Below are 22,305 nucleotides of genomic sequence, written 5' to 3'. Positions count from 1 at the left end.
ACTAAATACTAGGACCTAAACAATGCTTAACCCACTGATTGACCGAATATTTGACTTAATATTAACCCAAAAAGTGTGGCAAGTTCATATCCTAGCAGCTGAGCTTATTAATTGTGGCGCAATTAAGCCACTTGATAAAAACCCTGAACGTGATTTATTTAAGCGTAATTTTTTAATTATGAATGCATTGTATCAACTACAGGAACAAATTCACCCTAAAAGCCTCTTAATATCAACACTTCATATAGAACTTATTGAAACAGACATAGAAAGCCCTGCAACGGTTAAATCAAACTTAAAAGATTATTATTTAGACTGGGGGAATTACGAAGCAAGCGAAGAGCAAATTAATGAGCTACTCACAAGTTTTTGGCAAAAGTTTAAGAAGGTAAATAGCGCGCCAGCTTTAACAGAAGATCACTTTGACGCACTGTTGGCAAAGTGGCAGCTAACAAATAATTTTTCACTTAAAGAATTACAAAAACGTTGGCGACAGCTTGCACTGGCGCTCCACCCAGACAAACCTACTGGCTGCGAGAATGCATTTAAGCAAATAAAAGTAGAGTACGAGCAGCTTAAACCGGCTGCTCGCTCATAACTTGATTAACGCGTTAGGCGACGAGCACGAATTTTGCGCCCTTTTATATTACCTTCGGTTAATTTACGAAGTGCCGGTTTAGACGCATTACGTTCAACAGCTACAAATGCGACGTTATCAAGAACATTAATTTTACCTACTTGACGCCCAGCAATACCGTCTTTACCCGTTAACGCACCTAAAATATCACCAGCACGCACTTTTTGCTTTTTACCTGAATCTATCATCAGAGTGACCATGTCTGGTTTGTACGGTGGTTTGTCCAACAAATTATATGAAGGCATTGGCTCTGGCTCAAAGTCGCGCTCATAGTGATCACCAATTTGCGCTACTTTAAATTGCTCTGCATCACCATAAATTGAGCAAGCAATTCCTTTTTTACCCGCGCGACCTGTTCGCCCAACTCGGTGAACGTGCGTTTGCGGGTCATGCGCTAAATGGTAGTTGATTACCATGTCCATATCGTCAATATCTAAACCACGTGCGGCAACGTCTGTCGCGACTAAAATAGACGCACTTTTATTAGCAAAATGAATCAGAGTGCGCTCACGGTCACGTTGTTCTAAATCACCATGCAATGCCACGGCGCTGAAACCTTCATCGGCTAAATCATCGCACACTTGCTGCGTTTCTACCTTGGTGTTACAAAACACAACACAACTTTGTGGTGTAAATTTAAGTAATAGTAACTTAAGTGTTGGATAGCGCTGTTTATTGTTATCCATTTTGTAGAAGTATTGTTTTATTGTGCTTTTTTCTTGCTCTTCTTCTACTTTAATCATCTCTGGGTTACTAAGTACACGCTTTGCTATCGCTTCGATTGCGCGTGGAAAAGTAGCACTAAACAAAAGCGTTTGGCGGTTTTGTGGAATACATTCAATAATCGCATCAAGGGTATCTTGAAAGCCCATATCAAGCATTTGATCGGCTTCGTCTAGTACTAATGTTTCTACATCGTCTAACCGTAAAGTCCCTTTGCGAATATGGTCATCTACGCGCCCTGGTGTACCAACAATGATGTGTGCACCGTGTTCAAGTGACCCAATTTGCGGCCCAATTGATACACCACCACATAGCGTTAATATTTTAATATTATGGATACCACGCGCAAGCTTACGCATTTCAACAGCCACTTGTTCAGCAAGTTCACGTGTTGGACATAAAACTAGCGATTGAATTCTAAAACGTTTTACGTTTAATTTAGCAAGCACACCTAAACTAAACGCAGCCGTTTTACCTGAGCCGGTTTTTGCCTGCGCAATGATGTCTTTACCTTCAAGTACAGGTGGCAAACTTTGCGCCTGTACAGGTGTCATGTGGGCGTAGCCAAGCGTCGATAAATTATCAACAAGTCCAGCTGGTAAAGCCAAAGATGAAAAAGCAGTTGAAGTCACAGTAAATTCCATAGCAGTAAAAATAACGCAGGATAAAGTCCCACTAAATATGCCGCTAATAATAGCAGAATTCGTTATTGGCAACCATTAGCAAACACATTATAAAATATTGTTAATAAAAACACATTGCAAATGATATTTATTTTCATTAAGATTGCGCTTCACTTTTTATTCACATATTGAGCTGGAAGCATCAAATGAAACTGAGTTCACTTTACATCGCACTATTAGCAACAATAACAACAAACACATATGCAAACTCTACCGACCTTGAACATATTGAAGTCAAAGGAAGTTTCTTTAATGACTACAAAGTAGATAACGCAAATGGTGCAATGAGAACATCAACTTCATTACTCGACACTGCTCAATCAGTGACTGTAATTAGCGATATTATTATTAACGAACAACTTGCGACAACACTAGGTGAAGTACTTTCAAACGATGCAAGCTTAACGGCTGGTTCTAAACAACGTAACCGTGAAGTATTTAACTTACGTGGTTTTGAACTTAGCTCATCAACGGGTTACTTACGCGATGGTCATCAGCACTGGTCGCACTATCAACAACCCATTGAAATTTTACAGCAAGTAGAAGTTATTAAAGGTCCATCGAGCATTTTATATGGTCAATCAGGCCCTGGCGGACTAATTAATATGGTCACTAAAAAGCCAACAGCACAAACTTTGTTCAATGCCAGTGCAGATGTAGATCAACACGGTTCAACGCGGTTTATGCTTGATGCTAGCGGAGCATTAACGGATGCAGAAGATTTACGTGCACGCGGTATTTTAGTTAAGCAAGATGTTGATTACTGGCGCGAATACCAAAATGGTGAAAACCGCGAGCGTGACCGCTTTTTAGGTGCATTTATTGTTGATTACGACATTAGTGACAATGCCTTAGTACGTGTGCATTACGACCGCACAGACGACGAAGCAGGTTTAGACACCGGTGCATGGATAGACGACAACGCTAACGTTATTGGCGGCGATAAAACTATTCGCGATATGTCTTGGGCGTTTACCGACATAACGGTAGAAAATGCGGGCATAGATTTTAAAGTGTTTTTAAACGATAACTGGCAAGTAAAACTTGGTTATAACGAACAAACATTTGAGCGCCAACGTTTTGAGTCAGCGCCACGTAAGCCGGGTAATTTTGTTGAAGGCGACAGCTATGAGTCTCGCCCGTACGACCGATTCGACGACTGGCAATTTAAAACAGCATTTATCGACTTCATTGGTGAATTTGAAACAGCCGGTGTTCATCATCAATTATTAATTGGTGCTAACTCGCTTGATTATTATTATGGCCAGCGTCGCACCTCAGCTGATTCATTTAATTTTATAGCAGGCCAAGCAGAACCAAGTCGCCCAACTGTCAGTTACAAAACAGACGACACTATTAGCGAAACAGAATACGACTATTACGGTATTTATGTGCAAGACTTAATCACGTTTTCGCCACAATGGCAGCTATCGCTTGGTGGTCGCTACGATAAGCAAACACGTGAAGATGCAAATAATGAATCGTTTGTGCCAAAAGTAGGTGTTCTGTATCACCCTAATGCATCAGCTACCGTATACGCGAGTTACTCTGAAGGCTTTGAGCCTCAAGGAAGCGATACTCTTGTAAACGAAGACGATATAAATAATGGTATGAAGCTTGACGCCGTTACCTCTGAGCAAAAAGAAATTGGCGTTAAGTGGCAATTGTTTGATGATCGCTTAATGCTAAGTGGTGCGCTTTTTGACATTAGTAAAAATGGCACACTAGTTACAGAAACACTTGATATACCAGTGGGTGATTTAATCTCTGAAACAAACCAAATTGGTGAACAGCGCCACAAAGGCATTGAACTAACAGCGCAAGGTGCGGCAACTGACCGTTTATTCGTAATGGCATCGACTATGTATTTAGATGCTAATTACGAGCGTGACGAAGAATTGGAAGGTAAGCGCCCTACCGATGCCCCTAAATGGTCTGCATCGCTTTGGACTCGTTACGAATTAAACGACGCGATTGCATTTAATGCGGGTGCATTTTACGAAGGTGAGCGCTTTGCAGATAGTGCCAACACGATTACTAAAGATGCCTACACACGCGTAGATGTAGGTGCAACTTACAAACTTAAAGTAAGCAAAACCGATGTTAACTTACGCCTAAACATAGAAAACTTATTTGATGAAGATTATCTAGCCGGTGGCGGAACAAATAACGTAACAATAGGTGAAGGTACTAACGTAAGACTGGCTGCCCAGTTTAGCTTTTAATTAAGCGCTTTAATTACCAGCCCGCGCTTAAAATACGCGGGCTTTTTGCGCTTTAAAGCCGCTCATTCATCTCATTCTATTTTTTACGTCTCTATTACATGTTTTAATAGCCGCAATTTCAAACAAGGCTAATTACCATGAAAAACCTCATCACCGCGCTACTGCTTACCAGTAGCATGGCAGCCACTGCCAGCAGCAACGAATTTACACCAAAGCAATTACAACAAGTAGATGAAGTGCGTACCACTGCACTTAATAGCCACCTAAGCTATGAGCTATTAGAGTCACTAACAACAGAAGTTGGCCCGCGCTTACCAGGCACCGAAAACGACAAAAAAGCCGTTGCATGGGCACAAGCTAAATTTAAAGAACTCGGTTTTGACAAGGTATGGCTTGAAGAGGCAACTTTCCCAGAGTGGCGCCGCTACAGCGAAAGTGGAAAAATATTAACGCCTAGCGAGCAATCCCTTCACTTAACCGCGCTAGGTAATAGCATAAGCACACCCAAAGAAGGTATTAGCGCACCCATTGAGTTATTCGAAACACTTGATGAGCTAAAAGCAGCACCGGCTAATAGCTTAAAGGGTAAAATTGCTTACATTAATTACCGAATGAATCGCGATATAGACGGCAATGGTTATGGACCCGCTGTTAAAGCACGTGCCACTGGAGCAATTGAAGCATCTAAAAAAGGGGCTGTGGCCTACATGATGCGCTCAGTAAGTACAGGCCATCACCGTTTTGCCCACACCGGCGGTAGTTATTACAAAGAAGGTGTTAAAAAAATACCTAACGTAACCATTGCCAACCCCGATGCAGATCAAATTGCCCGTTTAGTCGCTTTAGGTAAAAATGTATTGGTAAATATAAATGTACAAACCGAAAACCTTGGCGAAGGCACTAGTTACAATGTTATAGGCCAATTTAACGGGACTGAAATCCCTGAACAATATGTATTAATTGGCGGACATTTAGACTCATGGGATTTAGGCACAGGTGCACTTGATGACGGCGCCGGCGTTGCATTAACTATGGCGGCTGCTAAACATATTAGCGATGTAAAACGCCCTAAACGCAGTATTCGCGTTGTCCTTTTTGCCGCTGAAGAGCTTGGTTTATGGGGTGCAAAAGCTTACTTTGCGAAACATAAAAACGATTTACACAATATTGTCGCTGCCGCAGAGTCTGATTTTGGCGCTGATGTAGTTTACGGTTTTGAATCAAATGTAGATGCAGCGTCACTGCCTGTAGTGCGTGCTATCGCGAAAGAACTTGCTCCTTTAAATGTTGAGTACATTGGTAAGAACCAAGCTAACGGCGGACCCGATCTAATTCCATTTAAAAATGCAGTCTCGGCACCTATTTTTGAGCTAGCCCAAGATGGTACAGACTACTTTGATTATCACCACACTGCTGACGACACGCTTGATAAAGTAACGCCAGCAAAGCTTCGTCAAAATACAGCAACCTATGCGGTATTTGCACTTATGGCAGCAGACGCAAAAACAACAATTAAACCAAAAGTAACAACAAAAGAGTAGCAGACATACTTACTTACAGTTTGCTGCTTTAAAAAATATGCCCCTTGATTTACTTTAGTAGAAATTAAAACTCGGGGCATTATTGCATGCTGCTTTTCAACACCAGTCAGTCCTTTCCTCACTTTTCACAAACGCAGTGCTGCCCAAACTGCCAAAGCGATAGCTATCACTTAGTAAACCATAGCCGTTACTTACGTTTTACGATTATTCCTATCGTACCGTTAAAACTAAACTACAAGCGCGAATGCTACCAATGTGGACATAACGAAGTCATTAGTATAAAAAAACTCCCCTTAATTGAAAAACTAAGCCTGCCAAAATACGGGGTTGGCTTAATTTTATTATTGTGGGTAATGGTGTGTTTTTTTCAACAATACACCTATAACCAAGCACTCAAATACAGCTACTTAAATAACCCACAGGCATTTGATACGTACTTAGTTCACGCCGATAAATTTACTCACGAACCATGGACGCTAACAAATTTAAAAGTGGCCCAAGTGCTAAGCTTTGACGAGCAATTTATTACTTTTCAAGTAAGCAACTATAGCTATAAACGCAACCGAGGCATAACCACGGCGATGCGCACCAGCTTATTAGTGCAACGCGATTATTTTTCAACAAACACAATTACCTTACCGCGTGATGAGGTAAAGCGCTTATATGCCAGTGACGTGATTTACGATGTACTACGCCCACACGCTAATAGCTTGTATGGTGGGTTTGTGATGTTTCCGCCTAAACCTAAGCCTTTATACAAAGGTTTAAAGCTAGATAAAAATAACCAGCAAGGCATTATGTACTTTAAAGATGGGCAATTTGAAGAAGCCTTAGAGAGCTTTAAACTTGCTGCAGAGTCAGGCTCTCAATGGGGTCAGCTTAACCTTGCGCAAATGTACCGAGACGGGCAAGGTGCAGGCAAAAACACACAACAAGCTATTTACTGGTATAAAAAAGCAATTGCTCAAGGTAATAGTAAAGCAGCTTACGAGCTAGAGCAGTTGTGTAAATTTATAACGTGCGAATAAGTTATGTAGGGCAGAAAACGCTGCTCTACTTGTTTGTCTTAAATAACCTTGTATAAGCTACATGAAAAAGCACAATAACCAGCCCCGCAACAACACCTAACAACCCATCAAAAATAAGCGGAGCTAATACCTCACCTATATTGCCTAGTATTGATTGCGCATAGCCAATCATATTAAGTTGTGTGTGGTGCAGTAACTCAATACCATGAGATAAAATACCCCCACCCACCAAAAACATAGCAACAGTACCCGCAAACGCTAAAAATTGCATAAGTCGCGGTGCTGCTGCAAGTAAGCCTTTACCTATAAACTCTTTAACCGTACTGCCAGAGACTTTAGATTGATTCACCAAATACAAGCCTGCATCATCAAGTTTTACAATGGCAGCCACAAGTCCGTAAACACCAATAGTCATAACAATGGCTATTACACAAAGCACTAAAGATTGATTAAGCAATGTTTGACCTGCAACAGTGCCGAGCGTAATAACAATAATCTCAGCCGATAGAATAAAGTCCGTTCGTATCGCGCCTTTTACTTTTTGCTTTTCATATTCAACTAAATCAGACGTTTCGTCGCCATCGGCAATATCATCGTGATGAGGTAAAAATCGCGCAAATACTTTTTCAGCCCCTTCAAAACATAAAAACAAACCACCTAAAATTAACAGTGGTGTAATGAGCCATGGAAGCCAAACACTGATCATTAAAGCTGCTGGGACAAGTATGGCTTTATTTAAAAATGACCCTTTCGCTACCGCCCATACAACAGGTAGCTCTCTGTCGGCTGATACACCCGTTACTTGCTGTGCATTGAGTGCTAAGTCGTCTCCTAAAACACCCGCCGTTTTTTTTGTCGCAATTTTACTCATGGTTGCAATGTCATCGAGTAAAGCCGTTATATCATCTAATAATGTTAAAAGATTAGTGCCTGCCATTGTGCTTCCTAAGGTCTGTTGTTCTTTAAAGGTTAATTTACAGTAGCCTGTTTGGTTCTTCCTAGGGGCTACTTATTCTTTGTTGCTCGGCTTTTACTTAGTCCACTAGGTTACAAACCTCGCGCCGCGATTAAATAGTCCCTAGTGTGAACAAATTTCAAGCCGAAAAGATCAACAGACCCTATCTTATAAATAATTTAATCAACATAACGTAAAGCACGTCTTTCACCAACGGTTAATTTTGCTCTGTTATTCTGAAATAGAATAGCCGGTGAAAAATAAAGGAAGGGGAAATGAAAGCAACAATCGTTTTAGTAGTTTATTTACTGTGTTTAATAGGGTGCAATGACAAAACAACAACCACACACTATGTATGCAATGATAATAAAGCCGTGCTTAATGTCTTAGCAAACGAAAAAGCAGCACTCACTTTTAAAAATAAAATCTATCATCTTACGCATGAAAAAAGCGCCTCTGGTAATAAATACATTAGTAACAAAGTCCTTTTTTGGGGGAAAGGCACTAAAGCTATGCTTATAATTTCAGGGAATAAACACCTTTGCAGCACAAAATAACAACCCACTAACAACATATTAAAAAACTTGCTACACTAACAAAAGTCTTAATTTTGTTGATGAAGTTATGCGTTCTATTGCCATTAAACATAAAATAATTTTAGCCTTTTCTGCCATTGGCTTACTAATGCTTATTAGTAGCTTATTTTTTTACTGGTCCTTAAATAAAATAAGCACCACAACTTCACGTATAGAAAACCTTGCAGTACCAGCCCAACAAGTAAGTAAAGACTTAAGGCTATCGCTTCTTTCTATTACCAAATTCAATGCTCTAGCTTATAGTCAAACAAAACCTGATTTATTACTGACCAATAAAAAAGAAGCACTTAGCGAGCAACAAGAATTCAGTAAGATGCTCAATGCACTTAAGCCGCAATTAACGGGTCAGCAAAACATGCAAACTTTGCTAGTTGACGCTTCAAAAAACTTTGAGCAACTAAGCAAAACAAGCGCAAACATGTTTAATGCCAAAGAACAGCGTTTTAGTGCGCAGTCGGCTGCCGCTCTATTAATTACAGAGTTTGGTGTTGAGCTCAGCAATCTCAGTAATGGCTTACTCGATATAGAACTCATAGAGGTCAGTGCAAAGCAGCAATCTTTACTCAGCTCTGTATTTGGTACTGCAACACGCATAGACGACTTACTATTTAATTTAAGCAACAATATTAAAAGTATTACGCAAACTACCAGTATTAACGACTTAAATGCCCATCAACAAGATACCCAATTTTTACTTGATAACATCCAGCCAAACTTTGTGTATTTAGAACAGCAAGCCACTCCCTTTGGTGACAATTTAAACGCGGCTCAATTCACCGAGCAATTTAATAACTTAAGATCACGATTGAATGGACCCGACGGTATTTACGCCCAGCAAAATAAAGCGCTTAAAAACACCCAAATGGCACAGCAAAGTTTTGAGCGCTTTCAACAAGAATTTATAGACACAGAAAGCCAATTATTACAGCTTAATAAGCTAGCTGACGAGCGTTTTCAAACACTGCAAAACAGTGCCAAGTCGGCCATTAACATGGGATCTAGCTCTGTTGTTATAATTGCGATTGTACTTATTGGATTACTTATTGTTATTTCAATATTTACAACCAATGCCATGCTAAAACCACTTAAAAAAGTAAATAGCGATTTAGCACGTATTGCCTCGGGTGATTTTTCTAAACGCAGCCAACCGCGCAGCAAAGATGAGTTTGGCACTTTGCTGAACAACATTAATAAGCTCAGTGACGATTTATCACACCTTATAAAAGCAATTAGTAATGATGCCCACGAGCTTGATAAATCGGCCATTCAAACAAGTGAAAAAGGTCAACAAATGACCATTGTTGCTCAGCAGCAACTAGAACGAAGCGCACAAGCCACAGACCTTGCGCATAGTATGCTAAATAATTCGCAAGCGGTTTATGAGCAGGCCGATAATGCATCTAACGAGATCACCAACGCCTCTCAGTTTGCAAACGACGTCAACCAAATAGCTAACGACAACAGTTTAAGTATTGAAGCACTCTTAAATCGACTCGATAAAGCGGTAAGTAGCACAGAAGAGCTGGCTGAGTTTACAGATTTAATAGGCGCAATTGTAAACACTATTAGCAGCATTGCAGAGCAAACTAATCTACTTGCATTAAATGCAGCAATAGAAGCGGCAAGAGCCGGAGAAAATGGCCGAGGTTTCGCGGTGGTTGCTGACGAGGTTCGCTCATTAGCGGCACGCACACAAAGCTCCACAAGTGAAATTCATACTATGATTCAAACGCTGCAACAACACACAAAAACGACGCAAAAAGAAATTAACGATGGCCAACAACAAGCTAAACAGTGTGTTGAAAACAGTGCTGAACTAAATAAAGCGGTTGAGCGTATAAAAGGAACATTACTTTCAATTAACCACATGAGCGAGCAAATTGCTACGGCTTCTCATGAACAGTTAACAAACAGTGATGATATTCAAAAAATAATGGCCAAGGTGACCGAACAAGCCACCTTAAATGCCAATAACGCAACCACCCTAGCAAGCGAAAGTGAAGACGTAAATCAACTTGCACACTCTTTAACAAGTGCCGTAGAGCGCTTTAAGTTTTAAGTGCAGGTGTAATGACTTGCTTTGCATGAAATGGGTATAATAGTTCAACTCTTTTGCTTAGTAGCGGCCCATAATGAAATATAAAGATCTGCGCGATTTTATCAATTTACTTGAAAAAAAAGGTGAGCTTAAACGTATCACCCAAGAAATTGACCCGTATCTTGAAATGACCGAAATTTCCGACCGCACACTGCGTGCAAAAGGTCCTGCCTTATTATTCGAAAACCCAAAAGGGCACAGCATGCCGGTGCTTACCAATTTATTTGGAACACCAAAGCGGGTTGCTATGGGGATGGGTCAAACAGACGTTAACGAACTTCGTGAAGTAGGTAAGCTACTCGCATTTTTAAAAGAGCCAGAGCCTCCTAAAGGTATTAAAGAAGCACTTGGATCTATTCCTGTGTTTAAAAAAGTGCTGAATATGCCAGCTAAAGAAGTTAAAAAAGCACCTTGCCAGCAAGTAGTTTTAGAAGGCGATGACGTTGATTTAACAAAGCTACCTATTCAACACTGCTGGCCGGGCGATGCAGCCCCTTTAATTACGTGGGGTTTAACCGTAACAAAAGGGCCATACAAAAAACGTCAAAATCTGGGTATTTATCGCCAACAGCTATTAGGTAAAAATAAAATAATTATGCGTTGGTTGTCGCATCGTGGCGGCGCGCTCGACTTTCAAGAGTGGTGTAAAGAAAACCCCGGCCAGCCTTATCCTGTGTCGGTGGCGTTAGGTGCTGATCCGGCGACCATTTTAGGTGCGGTAACTCCTGTTCCAGATACGCTTAGCGAATATGCATTTGCTGGGTTATTACGTGGAAGCCGAACTGAAGTAGTAAAGTCGATTTCAAATGACTTGCAAGTACCTGCCAGTGCCGAAATAGTACTAGAAGGCCATATTATGCCAGGCGAAATGGCGCCAGAAGGCCCCTATGGCGACCACACTGGTTACTACAACGAAGTAGATGACTTCCCTGTTATGACCGTAACTCACATTACACACCGTAAAGATCCTATTTATCACAGTACATTTACTGGCCGTCCGCCTGATGAGCCGGCTATTCTGGGTGTTGCACTAAACGAAGTGTTTGTTCCAATATTACAAAAACAGTTTCCCGAAATTGTTGATTTTTATTTACCGCCTGAAGGTTGTTCGTACCGCATGGCAGTAGTCACAATGAAAAAACAATACCCTGGTCACGCCAAGCGCGTAATGATGGGAGTATGGTCTTTTTTACGCCAATTTATGTATACCAAGTTTGTAATTGTGTGCGACGACGATATAAATGCACGCGACTGGGAAGATGTTATTTGGGCCATAACAACTCGTATGGACCCAGCGCGTGATACTACGTTAATTGAAAACACCCCAATAGATTATCTAGATTTTGCCTCTCCGGTATCGGGACTTGGCTCTAAAATGGGGATGGACGCAACCAACAAATGGGCAGGCGAAACCGACCGCGAATGGGGTGAACCAATAGTGATGGACAAAGCCACCAAAGAACGTGTTGATGATATTTGGGATAGCCTTAAAATTCTCTAACAACTCAACAAACCAAGCGGTGGCCAATAATTTATTTGCCACCATTCGGACAAGCTATAAACAGGCTATAAAATAACCCTGTAGATATGCTAGAATCGACTCATTCAATTGCGTATCTGCTGTCAAAAGCGCTGCTAAAAGGTAAAAAATGCAAACATTAAAAGCTGAAGTTGTAGCTATCAGCCCACTTACAGAATTTGTTAACAAAGTAATTTTAAAGCCACAACAACCTGTGACCTTTGAAGCGGGCCAATACATGCAACTGGTGTTAGGTGAAAAAGACAAACGCGCTTTTTCTATTGCTAGCCGCCCATCTCAATGTGACGAAATAGAACTACACATTGGTGCTTCGGGTGCAGACTCATACGCAATGCAATCGCTTGAACACCTACGCAATGCACATGCAAACAACACAATGGTTGATATAGAAGCCGGGTTAGGTGTGTCTCAACTTCGATTACAATGTAATCGACCTATTATTTTACTTGCCGGTGGCACTGGCTTTTCGTATGTAAAATCAATGGCTGATCACTTGGCTGAAATAAACTGTGACCGCCCTGTATTATTTTATTGGGGTGTTAAAGAAGAGTCTGCTTTGTACGCACATGAAGAAATGAAATTATGGGCAGAGAGCCATGAACATTTTGAATTTATTCCTGTTGTCGAAAACCCATCAGCAAATTGGCAAGGTCACACTGGTTTTGTGCACAAAGCAGTAATGCAAGATATTGTATCACTTGAACCTTACGACATTTACATGGCGGGTCGTTTTGACATGATAGGGATTGTACGTGACGACTTTATAGCTCATGGCGCTATTCGTGAAAACATGTACGCCGATGCGTTTGCATTTATTAAGTAAACTCATCACATAGTTTAATAATAAGCACCTACGGGTGCTTTTTTTATGACTTTAAATTTTTAATAGTTTAAACCTATCACATTCATCAATATAAACAATTTCCTAAAATCCAATCTATAAACCATACTTTGTACAGAACATCAGCGGGAGAGACCCAAATGCTAAATACAAAAGTAAAAGATTTTATGCAACGTAAGTTGCCAAACATAACACCAGACACCGAAATGACGACAGCCATAGCCGAGTTACAAAAATTTAAATTACTTGGTGCGCCTGTATTCGACAACGAAAAGTGCCTTGTCGGATTTATTTCAGAGCAAGAGTTATTAAAGCCTTTAATGCAGAGCAGTTATTTTTGCGAAGGGGTTGTAAAAGTGTCGCAGCTTATGCAAACCAATGTAGTCACAGTAAGTAGCGATTTGAATATTATTGAACTGGCTGAACAAATGCAGCCAGGTAAGCCAAAAAACTACCCTGTGGTAGAAGGCGTAAAAGTGGTAGGAATGATAAATCGTGCCGATGTGCTCAAAGCGCTCTACGATAACTACCTTAGCTGCCAAGAGCACTAATAAACCTGAGCGTTAGACAGTAAATCTCTTAACTAGCGCTCAAGTTAAGTCTATAAATATGCGGCTTTAAAGCGGCATATTTATTTGTATTGCTTAACGTGCACTCACTTGTGCTAATAATGCTTTTTTATCGCCGTCGCTTAAAAATGCAATTTCCAACGCATTCGCTTGGGCTTTTTCTATATCAGCCTGAGATAAGCCAGCCTTTGGTGCTGCAATAGTATATTCATGCTCTATTTCTATACCTTCAACAGCCGGGTCATCTGTATTAAGGCAAGCAAGAATGCCATGATCTAAAAACTGTTTAAGCGGATGCTTAGCTAGGTCGGTGACTGTGCTAGTTTGAATATTACTGGTTAAACATGACTCAATACCAATACGGTTATCACGCAGGTAATCCATTAACGTTGGGTCTTCAATTGCTTTTACACCATGGCCAATTCTACTTGCACCTAGCTCGTTAATCGCTTGCCAAATACTGGGGGCACCAAGTGCTTCACCGGCATGAATGGTTGACGCTAAATACGCATCACGCACTTGCTTAAAGTGCTCAATAAATAACTCTCCCGGAAAGCCAATTTCATCGCCCGCTAAATCAACAGCCACTAAGTCATTTTTAAACGCAAGTAATGCATCAAGCTCATGTTGGCACGTTTTAACACCATAAGTACGCGATAAGATACCAATTAAATTAGCTTTAATATTGGCATTTTTTGTTGCTGATTTAATACCATCAACCACAGCTTCGACAACACCTTGTGGATGTAAGCCTTGGCTTTGAGCCATGTAGTAAGGGCTGAAACGAAGTTCAACGTAATCAAGACCTTGTGCTTGTGCATCTTCAATATTTTCAATAGCTATACGGCGGCATGCATCGTAATCGCCAAGTACTGTAACACCCCAGTCTAGCTTTTGTAAGAAAGCGACAAGGTTTGGCTCTGGATCTATCACTTGAACATGAGGAATTAATTGTTCAACGTTATCTGCGGGTAAATCAATATTAAACTGACGACCAAGTTCTAGTATGGTTTGCGCGCGAACATTACCATCTAAATGACGGTGAATATCTAGCAAAGGTAGTTTTCTATTGATCATAGTAGCACCCAGTTTAATTAAATTTTTGCGCATAATACGCAGATAGAGTTATTTTTCAAGTCTATACGCTTTGTAATATTATTAAGCGGTCATATGTCTGCTTTTTGTGCAAATATTCGCGCACTTAACAAGAATCTGTATAAAATAGTATCGCCTTACTTTTTATTATTTCGCTAAATTTAAAAAATACCTATAAAAAAGCACAGGCAAAGCATTTATACAACGCCTATAACCTGTGCCTAAATATATAACTAATCAGCTAGTAAACTTATTTGTTATATAAAACGAGCGCCTTTTCAGCCTGTGCCGTATTTTTGTAACTCAAAGCTGCTTGGTCTGCAAAATGGTGTTTATTATCACCATTAAGTGCTTTATCAAACACACGTGCTGCTAAGTCATAGTCACTTTGTGCATTAGCAAGGCACGCAAGCGACAACAGCAGTGCTGTATTAGTGTCGTCTTTTTTAAGGCGATCTTGAATAGTGGCTTGTAATTTGTGCGCTTCGCCATGGTTTGCATTATTTAAAATAGCAGCAAGCTCATCATGTTGGCTGGCTTGCTTAACCATTTTAGTTAAATCGCCCTCAATAACGGCAAGCTGACCAGTTGCAGCCATTTGAGTTAAATACGCCGTATGCGCATAAGTTTGAAGTTTTCGTGGTAATTGTTTGTATTTATTTGTTAGTTCATCAGCTGATTGAGCCGAAAAATAGGCAGTAAATACACGCGTCCACTGATCACTTGAAAACACTTTTTTACGCAGTAACTTGGGTAAAAACTCTTCTAGCACGCTAAAGTGCTGCTGTTGTACCAATACCTCAGTGTACAGTTTAAGCTCAAGTGCAGTAGCTTTTTTAGCTTCTGCATTAACGCGCAACTGCGATTCAATTGCACTGCTATCGCCACTTGCCAACCATAGTTTTGCTACTTTCAATTGCTGCTCAGGGCTTATTTCAAATAATCGTTCTAGTGCTTTATCTGCCTCGTTGTTAGCAAGTGCCGCTTTAGCCAATAGTGCTAAACGAATATCATCAAATTTATCTGGCACACTGTTACCAGAAAGTGCGCGCTCTACCTGATCGTAATCGTCGTTTATAGCACTGAAAAGGGCTTGTTCAATTGCGGCAAATTTACGCTCTTCACTGCGGGCAAAAAAACCATGTTTGGTATTTCTATAAATTGATAATAAGTAGCGTATTAGTTTATACGTAAAGTATAAAGTTGCTGCAGTCATTGCAGCCATAATACAAAACGAAACAATGGTGCCTTCAATTGTTGTGTTATTAAACGAGATAAGCACGTAGCCTTTTTCGTCCAGTACAAAAGGGGTAACCGCAAGTACAACAACAATAGCTACAATTAAAATTATTAGGCCTATCATTGCACCCACTCCTTAACCGTTTGTGTACTTTGCAGAGTGACCTCTTGGCTAAAATTGAGCTGCTCTTTTTCTAATTTAGATAGCGTATTTAGTACTGATTTTGTGGCGTCATCGTCTTGCTTAAAGTACTCGCCAGTTAAGCGCTTAGCTTCGCTTAACGCACTAAAGTATATACTCGCTTGCTTACTTAATAATGCGTCCTGCGCCTGTGCTATATTTAATTTAATTCGTTGATTAATTAAATTGCGCTCTTGGTCGGTTAGTAAAGGTTCAATAGCAATCCCTTCATGGCGCCTAATAGTAATAAAACTATCAACAATTTTATTCCAACTATTACTGATATTTTGCTGCCAGTCGTTAATATCTTCGCTGAGTGCATGTTCATCAATTACCAATGTTTCCTCTGGTAAATTGACCGCATTAAACACCAATTCGTCAATTCGGTTAATAACACTATTTAGCTGTAAATAAATAGCCTCGGTAGCAACCGGTTTTAAACTATCAAGCGTTTGTATGTCTTGCATAATGGCTTGGCGAACTTCAATTGTGCCAGGGTGCTCACTTAACAGTCCGTCTAAACGTTTTAGTACAGCGCTTGCGCCTTGGTAATCTTTTTCGGCCCACAGTTTAAACTCAGCCATTCGTTGTAAGCTGGTGACCTCTTGTGGGTTTAAAGATGAACCTTGCTGCTGCGCTTTTTGCAGCGCAGCTTTTAATGCTTGCTGATTTTCAAGAGTGCTTTGCGTTAATGCCTCAGATACTTTTTCTTCGCTATTAAATAACGCTTGTTGTAAGCTCATTTGAGAAGATTTAAGTGCAGCAAGCTCTTGCTGGAGCAGCTTGTTTTGCTCGCTTAGCTCGTTAACAATTGTGTTTTGCGCTTTACCTGCATTTAGCTTTTGATAAAACTCGTAGCCAACTCCAGAGGCCACAACCAACGATATTAACAATGCAAGTGAAGCCACTTTACTTACTTTTTGTTTGTCATTTGCGGGTTTGTTTTTTACGCTTGCTGGCTCATTTTTAACTGATGTTGAACTCGAAGCTGTTGATGTTGTGTTTTCTGTTGTTATTGACTTAGATTGTTCACTCATGCTGCTACCTTGCTGATTAATACAGGTAAACATAGCGTTATCGCTAGCCCCTGCTGCAATATGGATATTTGCCAAACTAACATGTTGTTGCTGTAAATATGCGGCTATGCGCTCGCTGGCAACATAAAAGTGGCACTGTTGTAACCATTGTAATTGTTGTGCAGCAAGGGGGGTAAACATGGCATCAACTGCTGCATTACTTGTTATGACTATACCGTGTACATTGCTGCTTTTCCAGTGGTCAGTCCAGTTGCTGGTTAAATCTGGCACTGGCTCACGTTCATAAACAACACAATTATTTAAAAACGCGCCACGCTCTTTAAGTACCTTGGCGATGTCTGGGCGACCACCTTGCCCTTTAACCAATACAATATTGCTGCCATCAACCTGAGCCAACGACTTAAGAGCCAATATCCCTTCTGAATCGAACTGCTTAGGCGTGGCTGCACGCACACCAAATAATTCATATATTGTATCGGCAGTTTGCTGCCCTACAGCATAAAACTGCGCTTTAATGTTTATATCGGGCTTTAATTGTGCCAGTGCTTTAACAGCGTCCTGAGAGATAAAAATAATTTTATCTGCATTAATAAGTGGGCTTAGTTGAGTACTAGAGGGCGTTAAATAGTTAATATTTAAAACAGGAAACAATGACGCCTGATAACCCGCTTGCTCAAGTTGCTCTGCAAGGGCTGCGCCTTTTCCTTCGGGCCGAGTTATCAGAATATGTGTCATTTATGCGTCTCTGTATACGTCAGCTAAAATTTTATCTGCGCCTTGAGCAAGTAATTTTTCAGCCAGCTCTATTCCGAGTTTTTCGGCATCGTTAATATGACCCGCAACTTCGTCACGTAAAATTTCGCTGCCATCGATTGCGCCTACAAGCCCTCGTAAATGGACCTGTTCGCCATCAACTAACGCATAGGCACCTATTGGCACCTGACAACCACCTTCTAAACGGCGGTTCATTGCACGCTCTGCATTAACACGAATACGTGTATGTGTGTGCTCAAGCGGTGCTAATAACGCTTTAGTTACTTCATCTTCAATCCGACACTCAATACCTACAGCACCTTGCCCATTTGCAGGCAACGATACTTCTGGTTCAATATAGTCAGCAATACGCTCGCCCATTTCTAAACGAATAAGCCCTGCCGCTGCTAAAATAATCGCATCGTATTGCCCAGCATCTAATTTAGCTAGGCGTGTATTTACGTTTCCGCGTAAATCACGAATTTTTAAGTCAGGTCTCAGCGCTCTAATTTGGCATTGGCGGCGTAAGCTTGATGTACCTACTACCGCTCCTTCTGGTAACTCATTCAAGTTAGCAAAGTGATTTGATACAAACGCATCGCGCGGATCTTCACGCTCACAAATGGTATGAAGGGCTAATCCTTCTGGAAACTCCACCGGCACATCTTTCATTGAGTGTACGGCAATATCAGCTCGACCATCTAGCATAGCTTGCTCAAGCTCTTTAACAAATAAGCCTTTACCGCCAATTTTAGCAAGTGGTGTATCTAAAATAATATCCCCTTGTGTCGACATAGGGACTAACTCAACACGCACGTCATCATGAAAATGCTCTAGCTGCGCTTTTACAAATTCGGCTTGCCATAGCGCCAAAGCGCTTTTACGGGTTGCTATACGTACTAATTTTGTTTTTTCTGTCATAGGGGTATCCAATTAATTACTGCGGTTAGCATTATTTAGTTAGCTAACACTCTAAATTCTTTTTGAGCTATTAAATTACCTTGCTCATCAACAACAGCTACACGCCAATGGCCTGTTTGCGTGTTCATAATATTTTTTGTTGAATAAGTTCTGTAGCGTGGCGAAGTAACATTAAGTGAAATTTCGGCCATTGTTTCACTTTCAAAAGACCAAACATGTTTTACGCGCTGGCCTTGCAGCCCTTTAAGCTCACTAAAAAATGATAACGAACCTTCAAATTGACTTAAACGCACGTCGGCTGCAAACACATTAGTAGGTTCGCGTTTTGCTACACTGCGTGTAAGCACTGCGCGGCTTATTTTACTGGTATCAATCTGAGCACCGAGTGCTACGCTAGCAATATGGGCATCTTCAGCAAATTGCTCTGTAACAGGTTGTGCATCAATATTACTCTCTGGCTCTAATGCGATTGTGCCAAGCTCAGAAGTTTGCTCTGACGCAGGTACAGATACAGTTTCACTTGTTGTATCAGCGCTCATTGCATTAGTGATCAACGCATCGTTTTTACTGTTATCAACTGTATTCGTTTTTTCAGTTATTGAGTCAACTGTTGATTGGGTTACTGTCGGCTCATCTGAGATTGGCGCAACGGTTACTGACTCAGCGTTTTCAAGTAAGGCATTGGTAATGTCCGCCTCTTGAGCTGTTGGTAGTTGCTCTGCAGGCAATGTTTCAGCATACTCAGTCTCTATATGCAATTGGTTGCTGGGTGCATTATGTGTTTCGCTTTCAGTTACTTCATCACCTTGTATGCTATCAGTAATTAAAAGCTCTGTTTGTTCATTGGGATGTGCGCCCTGATCTGCATTTACTGAGCTGGTTAAACCATATATCACAGCCGCAGACGTCATTACTATCAACATAGCCAAACTCACAATTCGACGCCAATGCCATTCATAGCTTACCGTAGGTAGGCTGTTTTGTGGTTCGCGTTTTACATTTGCTTTAATAACTATTTTTTGACTCATATTGACCTCAGCGGCTCCAAAATTAGCTTAAACGGGCAATTAACCATTGGCGAATAGCGTGTAACTCTTCTGCACACACTTGGTGTGCCATTGGGTATTCTTGCCAGCTTACATCCATGTTATGTGCTGTTAATACATCAAATGCACTTTTACCTGCACTCATTGGTACCACATTATCGTGACTACCATGTGCCATAAATACATTTAAATCGGTATGCATTGCTTCATCTGTAAATTTATGCGGCGCGCACATATAAGTAGACAGTGCCATAACACCCGCTAACTTTTGTTCAAAGCGCGGAGCTAAGTGAAGCGACACAACACCACCTTGTGAAAAACCAGCCAAAATAATTTTGTTAGCAGGTATTCCGTTGGCTATTTCTGTATTTATTAACGCCTCTACTTTCTCGGCAGACTCCCTCACCCCTTCTTCATCGGCACGTTTATCAAGCTCTATTGACTTAATGTCGTACCAAGAACGCATTTCCATACCACCATTTATGGTGACCGGTTGCACAGGCGCATGTGGGAAAACAAAACGCACGCCCAGCTCGGCTGGTAAATTTAATTGCGGCGCTACAGGGGCAAACCCATCACCCGAATCACCTAAGCCATGTAACCAAATAACTGTTGCTTTATGCGCGCTCTGTGCGGGGTATTGAACAAACTCTAAACTCATAATGATGATTGCCACTTAATTTCTTGGCCAGCTTGGCGAGTTGACGCTTCGTTAATGAATTCCCAAAACTCTGCACCAGAGCGGTTATCAATCCATTGACCGTCACGCATTTCAAAATGGTGACCATTGAATTTAGTTGCTACCCACACTTGATGAAGAGGCGCTTGCTTATTGATGACAATTTTACTCTTATCAGGAAAAATAATTTCTAAAATACCTTGCGCTGATTCGTAATCTAAATCGGCTTCACAATCATCAATTTGCTCTTCAATTGTGAACATAAGAGCTTCGGCTAATTGGTGATATTCGTGTTCAGTCATTGTTGATTCCTTTGCAGGCGGGCCGCCTAATATTGGGTACGTAATTGCGTTAAAAATATGCAGCTAGTGTAACAGGAATAAAATCATCCGCGAATAGCTGCATTTTTTAGATATTCTGTTACTCTGCGATTATAAAGCCAGCAACAATATTAATCTAATGAAAGCGACACATACCTTACAATTAAAAAAACTATTAATTTGCACGGCCCTATTTAGCGCATTAGCTGGCTGCGGACAAAGCGGCCCATTATATTTGCCTGAACAACAGGCCGAGCAAAACCAACCAGAAAACACTATGGTGCCTGCCGCAGAGGCCAAGCAACCTACAACACCAGTAAAACAGGAGCAATAAATGGATTTTTTTAACTATAAAAACAATCAATTATTTGCTGAAGATGTGAGTATTGCCGCTATTGCTCAGCAATACGACACGCCTTGCTATGTGTATTCTCGTGCAACGTTTGAGCGCCACTATCTTGCGTTTGCCAATGCGACTAAAAACCATAAAAGCTTGGTATGTTATGCCGTAAAAGCAAACTCTAATATTGCTGTATTAAATATTCTAGCGCGCCTTGGTTCGGGTTTTGACATTGTATCTAAAGGTGAGCTGGCGCGTGTAGTTAAAGCAGGAGGAGACGCCGGTAAAGTAGTATTTTCAGGCGTTGCTAAAACCGCTGACGAAATAGCGTATGCATTAAAATTAGGGATTAAATGTTTTAACGTTGAGTCGGCCTCTGAATTAGAGCGTATTTCAGAGGTTGCGTGTGAGCTTAACTTAGTAGCACCAATTTCTATTCGCGTTAACCCCGATATAGATGCAAAAACGCATCCTTATATTTCTACTGGCCTTAAAGAAAACAAATTTGGCATTGATATTCAAACCGCTGTAAGTGTTTATCAACAAGCCGCTGCTTTACCTGGCTTAAACGTAATAGGCGTAGATTGCCATATTGGTTCGCAGTTAACCGAAGTAAAGCCTTTTTTAGAAGCGCTCGACAAACTCCTTGCGCTAATAGATGAACTAAAAAATGTCGGGATAGAATTAAGCCATTTAGACATAGGTGGCGGTTTAGGTGTTCCTTACGACAACGAACAACCACCTCATCCTAGTGAATACGCAGAGCAAGTAACGGCTCGCCTAGAAAACTACCGCCATTTAGAACTTATTTTTGAACCAGGTCGTGCCATTGCTGCAAACGCAGGGGTATTAATTACGCAAGTTGAGTTTATTAAACAAAACCAAAGTAAATTTTTTGCCATTGTTGATGCTGGCATGAACGATATGCTTCGCCCTTCTCTTTATCAAGCGTGGCAAAAAATTATACCTGTGTCGGTTCGTGATGACGATACGCCAACTCACAACTTTGATATTGTTGGCCCCGTGTGCGAAACCGGTGACTTTTTAGGAAAAGACCGAGAACTGGCGCTGAAACAAGGCGATTTACTCGCGCAGCGAAGTGCTGGGGCATATGGCTTTACTATGAGTTCAAACTATAACTCTCGCCCACGCGTAGCTGAAATAATGGTAGACGGTGAACAGCACCATCTTATTCGCGAACGTGAAACCATTGAGAGTCTTTATCAAGGTGAGAAAATTTTACCATAAACGTTTTTGC

At 40.9% G+C, this 22,305-nt stretch carries 20 protein-coding genes; 11 read left to right on the top strand and 9 right to left on the bottom strand.

What is annotated here, in order from left to right:
• Window positions 1-22: 22 nt before the first annotated feature.
• Entirely contained in the window at window positions 23-598 is a 576-nt protein-coding gene (locus AC27JL_RS17990; RefSeq protein ID WP_487196253.1) for a DNA-J related domain-containing protein, read from the top strand.
• 5 nt (window positions 599-603) lie between these two features.
• Here the strand turns inward: AC27JL_RS17990 and dbpA are convergent, their stop codons facing one another.
• Window positions 604-1,992, bottom strand: coding sequence for an ATP-dependent RNA helicase DbpA (gene dbpA, locus AC27JL_RS17985; protein ID WP_039038219.1), 1,389 nt, complete (start codon window positions 1,990-1,992; stop codon window positions 604-606).
• Between the two features lie 197 nt (window positions 1,993-2,189).
• On the opposite strand from dbpA, the gene AC27JL_RS17980 reads away from it, so the two are divergent.
• The 3 genes from AC27JL_RS17980 (at window position 2,190) to AC27JL_RS17970 (ending at window position 6,837) form a co-directional block, all read left to right on the top strand.
• Complete coding sequence (locus AC27JL_RS17980; protein WP_487196252.1) at window positions 2,190-4,268, top strand: TonB-dependent siderophore receptor; 2,079 nt, start codon at window positions 2,190-2,192, stop codon at window positions 4,266-4,268.
• Between the two features lie 137 nt (window positions 4,269-4,405).
• Window positions 4,406-5,809 carry a M20/M25/M40 family metallo-hydrolase gene (locus AC27JL_RS17975; RefSeq protein WP_487196251.1) on the top strand — a complete coding sequence of 468 codons (1,404 nt, stop codon included), beginning with the start codon at window positions 4,406-4,408 and terminating at the stop codon, window positions 5,807-5,809.
• An 86-nt stretch (window positions 5,810-5,895) separates the two neighbouring features.
• The gene (locus AC27JL_RS17970; protein WP_487196250.1) at window positions 5,896-6,837 is read left to right on the top strand and encodes a tetratricopeptide repeat protein; all 942 of its coding nucleotides are present in this window, start codon (window positions 5,896-5,898) and stop codon (window positions 6,835-6,837) included.
• 25 nt (window positions 6,838-6,862) lie between these two features.
• Here the strand turns inward: AC27JL_RS17970 and AC27JL_RS17965 are convergent, their stop codons facing one another.
• Window positions 6,863-7,774, bottom strand: a complete 912-nt coding sequence (locus tag AC27JL_RS17965) for a DUF808 domain-containing protein (RefSeq protein WP_487196249.1) — start codon at window positions 7,772-7,774, stop codon at window positions 6,863-6,865.
• A gap of 293 nt (window positions 7,775-8,067) precedes the next feature.
• Between AC27JL_RS17965 and AC27JL_RS17960 the strand changes: the two genes are divergently transcribed.
• From AC27JL_RS17960 to AC27JL_RS17940, 5 genes are all read left to right on the top strand, one after another.
• Window positions 8,068-8,349, top strand: a complete 282-nt coding sequence (locus AC27JL_RS17960) for an MliC family protein (RefSeq protein ID WP_203985414.1) — start codon at window positions 8,068-8,070, stop codon at window positions 8,347-8,349.
• Window positions 8,350-8,416: 67 nt separating this feature from the next.
• Window positions 8,417-10,447, top strand: coding sequence for a methyl-accepting chemotaxis protein (locus AC27JL_RS17955; protein WP_487196248.1), 2,031 nt, complete (start codon window positions 8,417-8,419; stop codon window positions 10,445-10,447).
• A gap of 73 nt (window positions 10,448-10,520) precedes the next feature.
• Window positions 10,521-11,987: a 4-hydroxy-3-polyprenylbenzoate decarboxylase gene (gene ubiD, locus AC27JL_RS17950; protein ID WP_006792455.1), complete on the top strand. Its 1,467-nt coding sequence runs from the start codon at window positions 10,521-10,523 to the stop codon at window positions 11,985-11,987.
• Window positions 11,988-12,135: 148 nt separating this feature from the next.
• Window positions 12,136-12,849: an NAD(P)H-flavin reductase gene (fre, locus tag AC27JL_RS17945; RefSeq protein ID WP_008129479.1), complete on the top strand. Its 714-nt coding sequence runs from the start codon at window positions 12,136-12,138 to the stop codon at window positions 12,847-12,849.
• A 158-nt stretch (window positions 12,850-13,007) separates the two neighbouring features.
• On the top strand, window positions 13,008-13,418 hold the full coding sequence (locus AC27JL_RS17940) for a CBS domain-containing protein (protein ID WP_006792457.1): 411 nt from the start codon (window positions 13,008-13,010) through the stop codon (window positions 13,416-13,418).
• A 93-nt stretch (window positions 13,419-13,511) separates the two neighbouring features.
• Here AC27JL_RS17940 and add read toward each other — a convergent pair whose 3' ends face one another.
• From add to cyaY, 7 genes are all read right to left on the bottom strand, one after another.
• Complete coding sequence (add, locus tag AC27JL_RS17935) at window positions 13,512-14,513, bottom strand: adenosine deaminase (RefSeq protein ID WP_487196247.1); 1,002 nt, start codon at window positions 14,511-14,513, stop codon at window positions 13,512-13,514.
• 268 nt (window positions 14,514-14,781) lie between these two features.
• Entirely contained in the window at window positions 14,782-15,894 is a 1,113-nt protein-coding gene (locus AC27JL_RS17930) for a heme biosynthesis HemY N-terminal domain-containing protein (protein ID WP_487196246.1), read from the bottom strand.
• Entirely contained in the window at window positions 15,891-17,723 is a 1,833-nt protein-coding gene (locus AC27JL_RS17925; protein WP_487196245.1) for a uroporphyrinogen-III C-methyltransferase, read from the bottom strand. The genes AC27JL_RS17930 and AC27JL_RS17925 overlap by 4 nt, the downstream gene beginning before the upstream one ends.
• Window positions 17,724-18,662 (bottom strand): hydroxymethylbilane synthase, encoded by a 939-nt coding sequence (gene hemC / locus AC27JL_RS17920; RefSeq protein ID WP_487196244.1) that lies wholly within the window; start codon window positions 18,660-18,662, stop codon window positions 17,724-17,726.
• A 35-nt stretch (window positions 18,663-18,697) separates the two neighbouring features.
• Complete coding sequence (locus AC27JL_RS17915; RefSeq protein WP_271480479.1) at window positions 18,698-19,690, bottom strand: DUF2914 domain-containing protein; 993 nt, start codon at window positions 19,688-19,690, stop codon at window positions 18,698-18,700.
• Window positions 19,691-19,712: 22 nt separating this feature from the next.
• The gene (locus AC27JL_RS17910) at window positions 19,713-20,369 is read right to left on the bottom strand and encodes an alpha/beta hydrolase (protein WP_487196256.1); all 657 of its coding nucleotides are present in this window, start codon (window positions 20,367-20,369) and stop codon (window positions 19,713-19,715) included.
• The gene (gene cyaY / locus AC27JL_RS17905; RefSeq protein WP_006792464.1) at window positions 20,366-20,689 is read right to left on the bottom strand and encodes an iron donor protein CyaY; all 324 of its coding nucleotides are present in this window, start codon (window positions 20,687-20,689) and stop codon (window positions 20,366-20,368) included. The genes AC27JL_RS17910 and cyaY overlap by 4 nt, the downstream gene beginning before the upstream one ends.
• A gap of 157 nt (window positions 20,690-20,846) precedes the next feature.
• On the opposite strand from cyaY, the gene lptM reads away from it, so the two are divergent.
• Complete coding sequence (gene lptM, locus AC27JL_RS17900) at window positions 20,847-21,041, top strand: LPS translocon maturation chaperone LptM (protein ID WP_487196243.1); 195 nt, start codon at window positions 20,847-20,849, stop codon at window positions 21,039-21,041.
• The gene (gene lysA, locus AC27JL_RS17895) at window positions 21,042-22,295 is read left to right on the top strand and encodes a diaminopimelate decarboxylase (RefSeq protein WP_487196242.1); all 1,254 of its coding nucleotides are present in this window, start codon (window positions 21,042-21,044) and stop codon (window positions 22,293-22,295) included.
• Window positions 22,296-22,305 lie beyond the last annotated feature (10 nt).

The sequence above is a fragment of the Pseudoalteromonas sp. 4NS20-0020 genome (assembly GCF_057554385.1).
This window is presented reverse-complemented; position numbering and strand designations above follow the sequence as displayed.

Bases quoted from the DNA above. Each gene is read 5' to 3' on its own strand.
- AC27JL_RS17990 (WP_487196253.1), top strand. From the start codon at position 23: ATGCTTAACCCACTGATTGACCGAATATTTGACTTAATATTAACCCAA.
- AC27JL_RS17980 (WP_487196252.1), top strand. From the start codon at position 2,190: ATGAAACTGAGTTCACTTTACATCGCACTATTAGCAACAATAACAACA.
- AC27JL_RS17975 (WP_487196251.1), top strand. From the start codon at position 4,406: ATGAAAAACCTCATCACCGCGCTACTGCTTACCAGTAGCATGGCAGCC.
- AC27JL_RS17970 (WP_487196250.1), top strand. From the start codon at position 5,896: ATGCTGCTTTTCAACACCAGTCAGTCCTTTCCTCACTTTTCACAAACG.
- AC27JL_RS17965 (WP_487196249.1), bottom strand. From the start codon at position 7,774: ATGGCAGGCACTAATCTTTTAACATTATTAGATGATATAACGGCTTTA.
- AC27JL_RS17960 (WP_203985414.1), top strand. From the start codon at position 8,068: ATGAAAGCAACAATCGTTTTAGTAGTTTATTTACTGTGTTTAATAGGG.
- AC27JL_RS17955 (WP_487196248.1), top strand. From the start codon at position 8,417: ATGCGTTCTATTGCCATTAAACATAAAATAATTTTAGCCTTTTCTGCC.
- ubiD (WP_006792455.1), top strand. From the start codon at position 10,521: ATGAAATATAAAGATCTGCGCGATTTTATCAATTTACTTGAAAAAAAA.
- fre (WP_008129479.1), top strand. From the start codon at position 12,136: ATGCAAACATTAAAAGCTGAAGTTGTAGCTATCAGCCCACTTACAGAA.
- AC27JL_RS17940 (WP_006792457.1), top strand. From the start codon at position 13,008: ATGCTAAATACAAAAGTAAAAGATTTTATGCAACGTAAGTTGCCAAAC.
- add (WP_487196247.1), bottom strand. From the start codon at position 14,513: ATGATCAATAGAAAACTACCTTTGCTAGATATTCACCGTCATTTAGAT.
- AC27JL_RS17930 (WP_487196246.1), bottom strand. From the start codon at position 15,894: ATGATAGGCCTAATAATTTTAATTGTAGCTATTGTTGTTGTACTTGCG.
- AC27JL_RS17925 (WP_487196245.1), bottom strand. From the start codon at position 17,723: ATGACACATATTCTGATAACTCGGCCCGAAGGAAAAGGCGCAGCCCTT.
- hemC (WP_487196244.1), bottom strand. From the start codon at position 18,662: ATGACAGAAAAAACAAAATTAGTACGTATAGCAACCCGTAAAAGCGCT.
- AC27JL_RS17915 (WP_271480479.1), bottom strand. From the start codon at position 19,690: ATGAGTCAAAAAATAGTTATTAAAGCAAATGTAAAACGCGAACCACAA.
- AC27JL_RS17910 (WP_487196256.1), bottom strand. From the start codon at position 20,369: ATGAGTTTAGAGTTTGTTCAATACCCCGCACAGAGCGCGCATAAAGCA.
- cyaY (WP_006792464.1), bottom strand. From the start codon at position 20,689: ATGACTGAACACGAATATCACCAATTAGCCGAAGCTCTTATGTTCACA.
- lptM (WP_487196243.1), top strand. From the start codon at position 20,847: ATGAAAGCGACACATACCTTACAATTAAAAAAACTATTAATTTGCACG.
- lysA (WP_487196242.1), top strand. From the start codon at position 21,042: ATGGATTTTTTTAACTATAAAAACAATCAATTATTTGCTGAAGATGTG.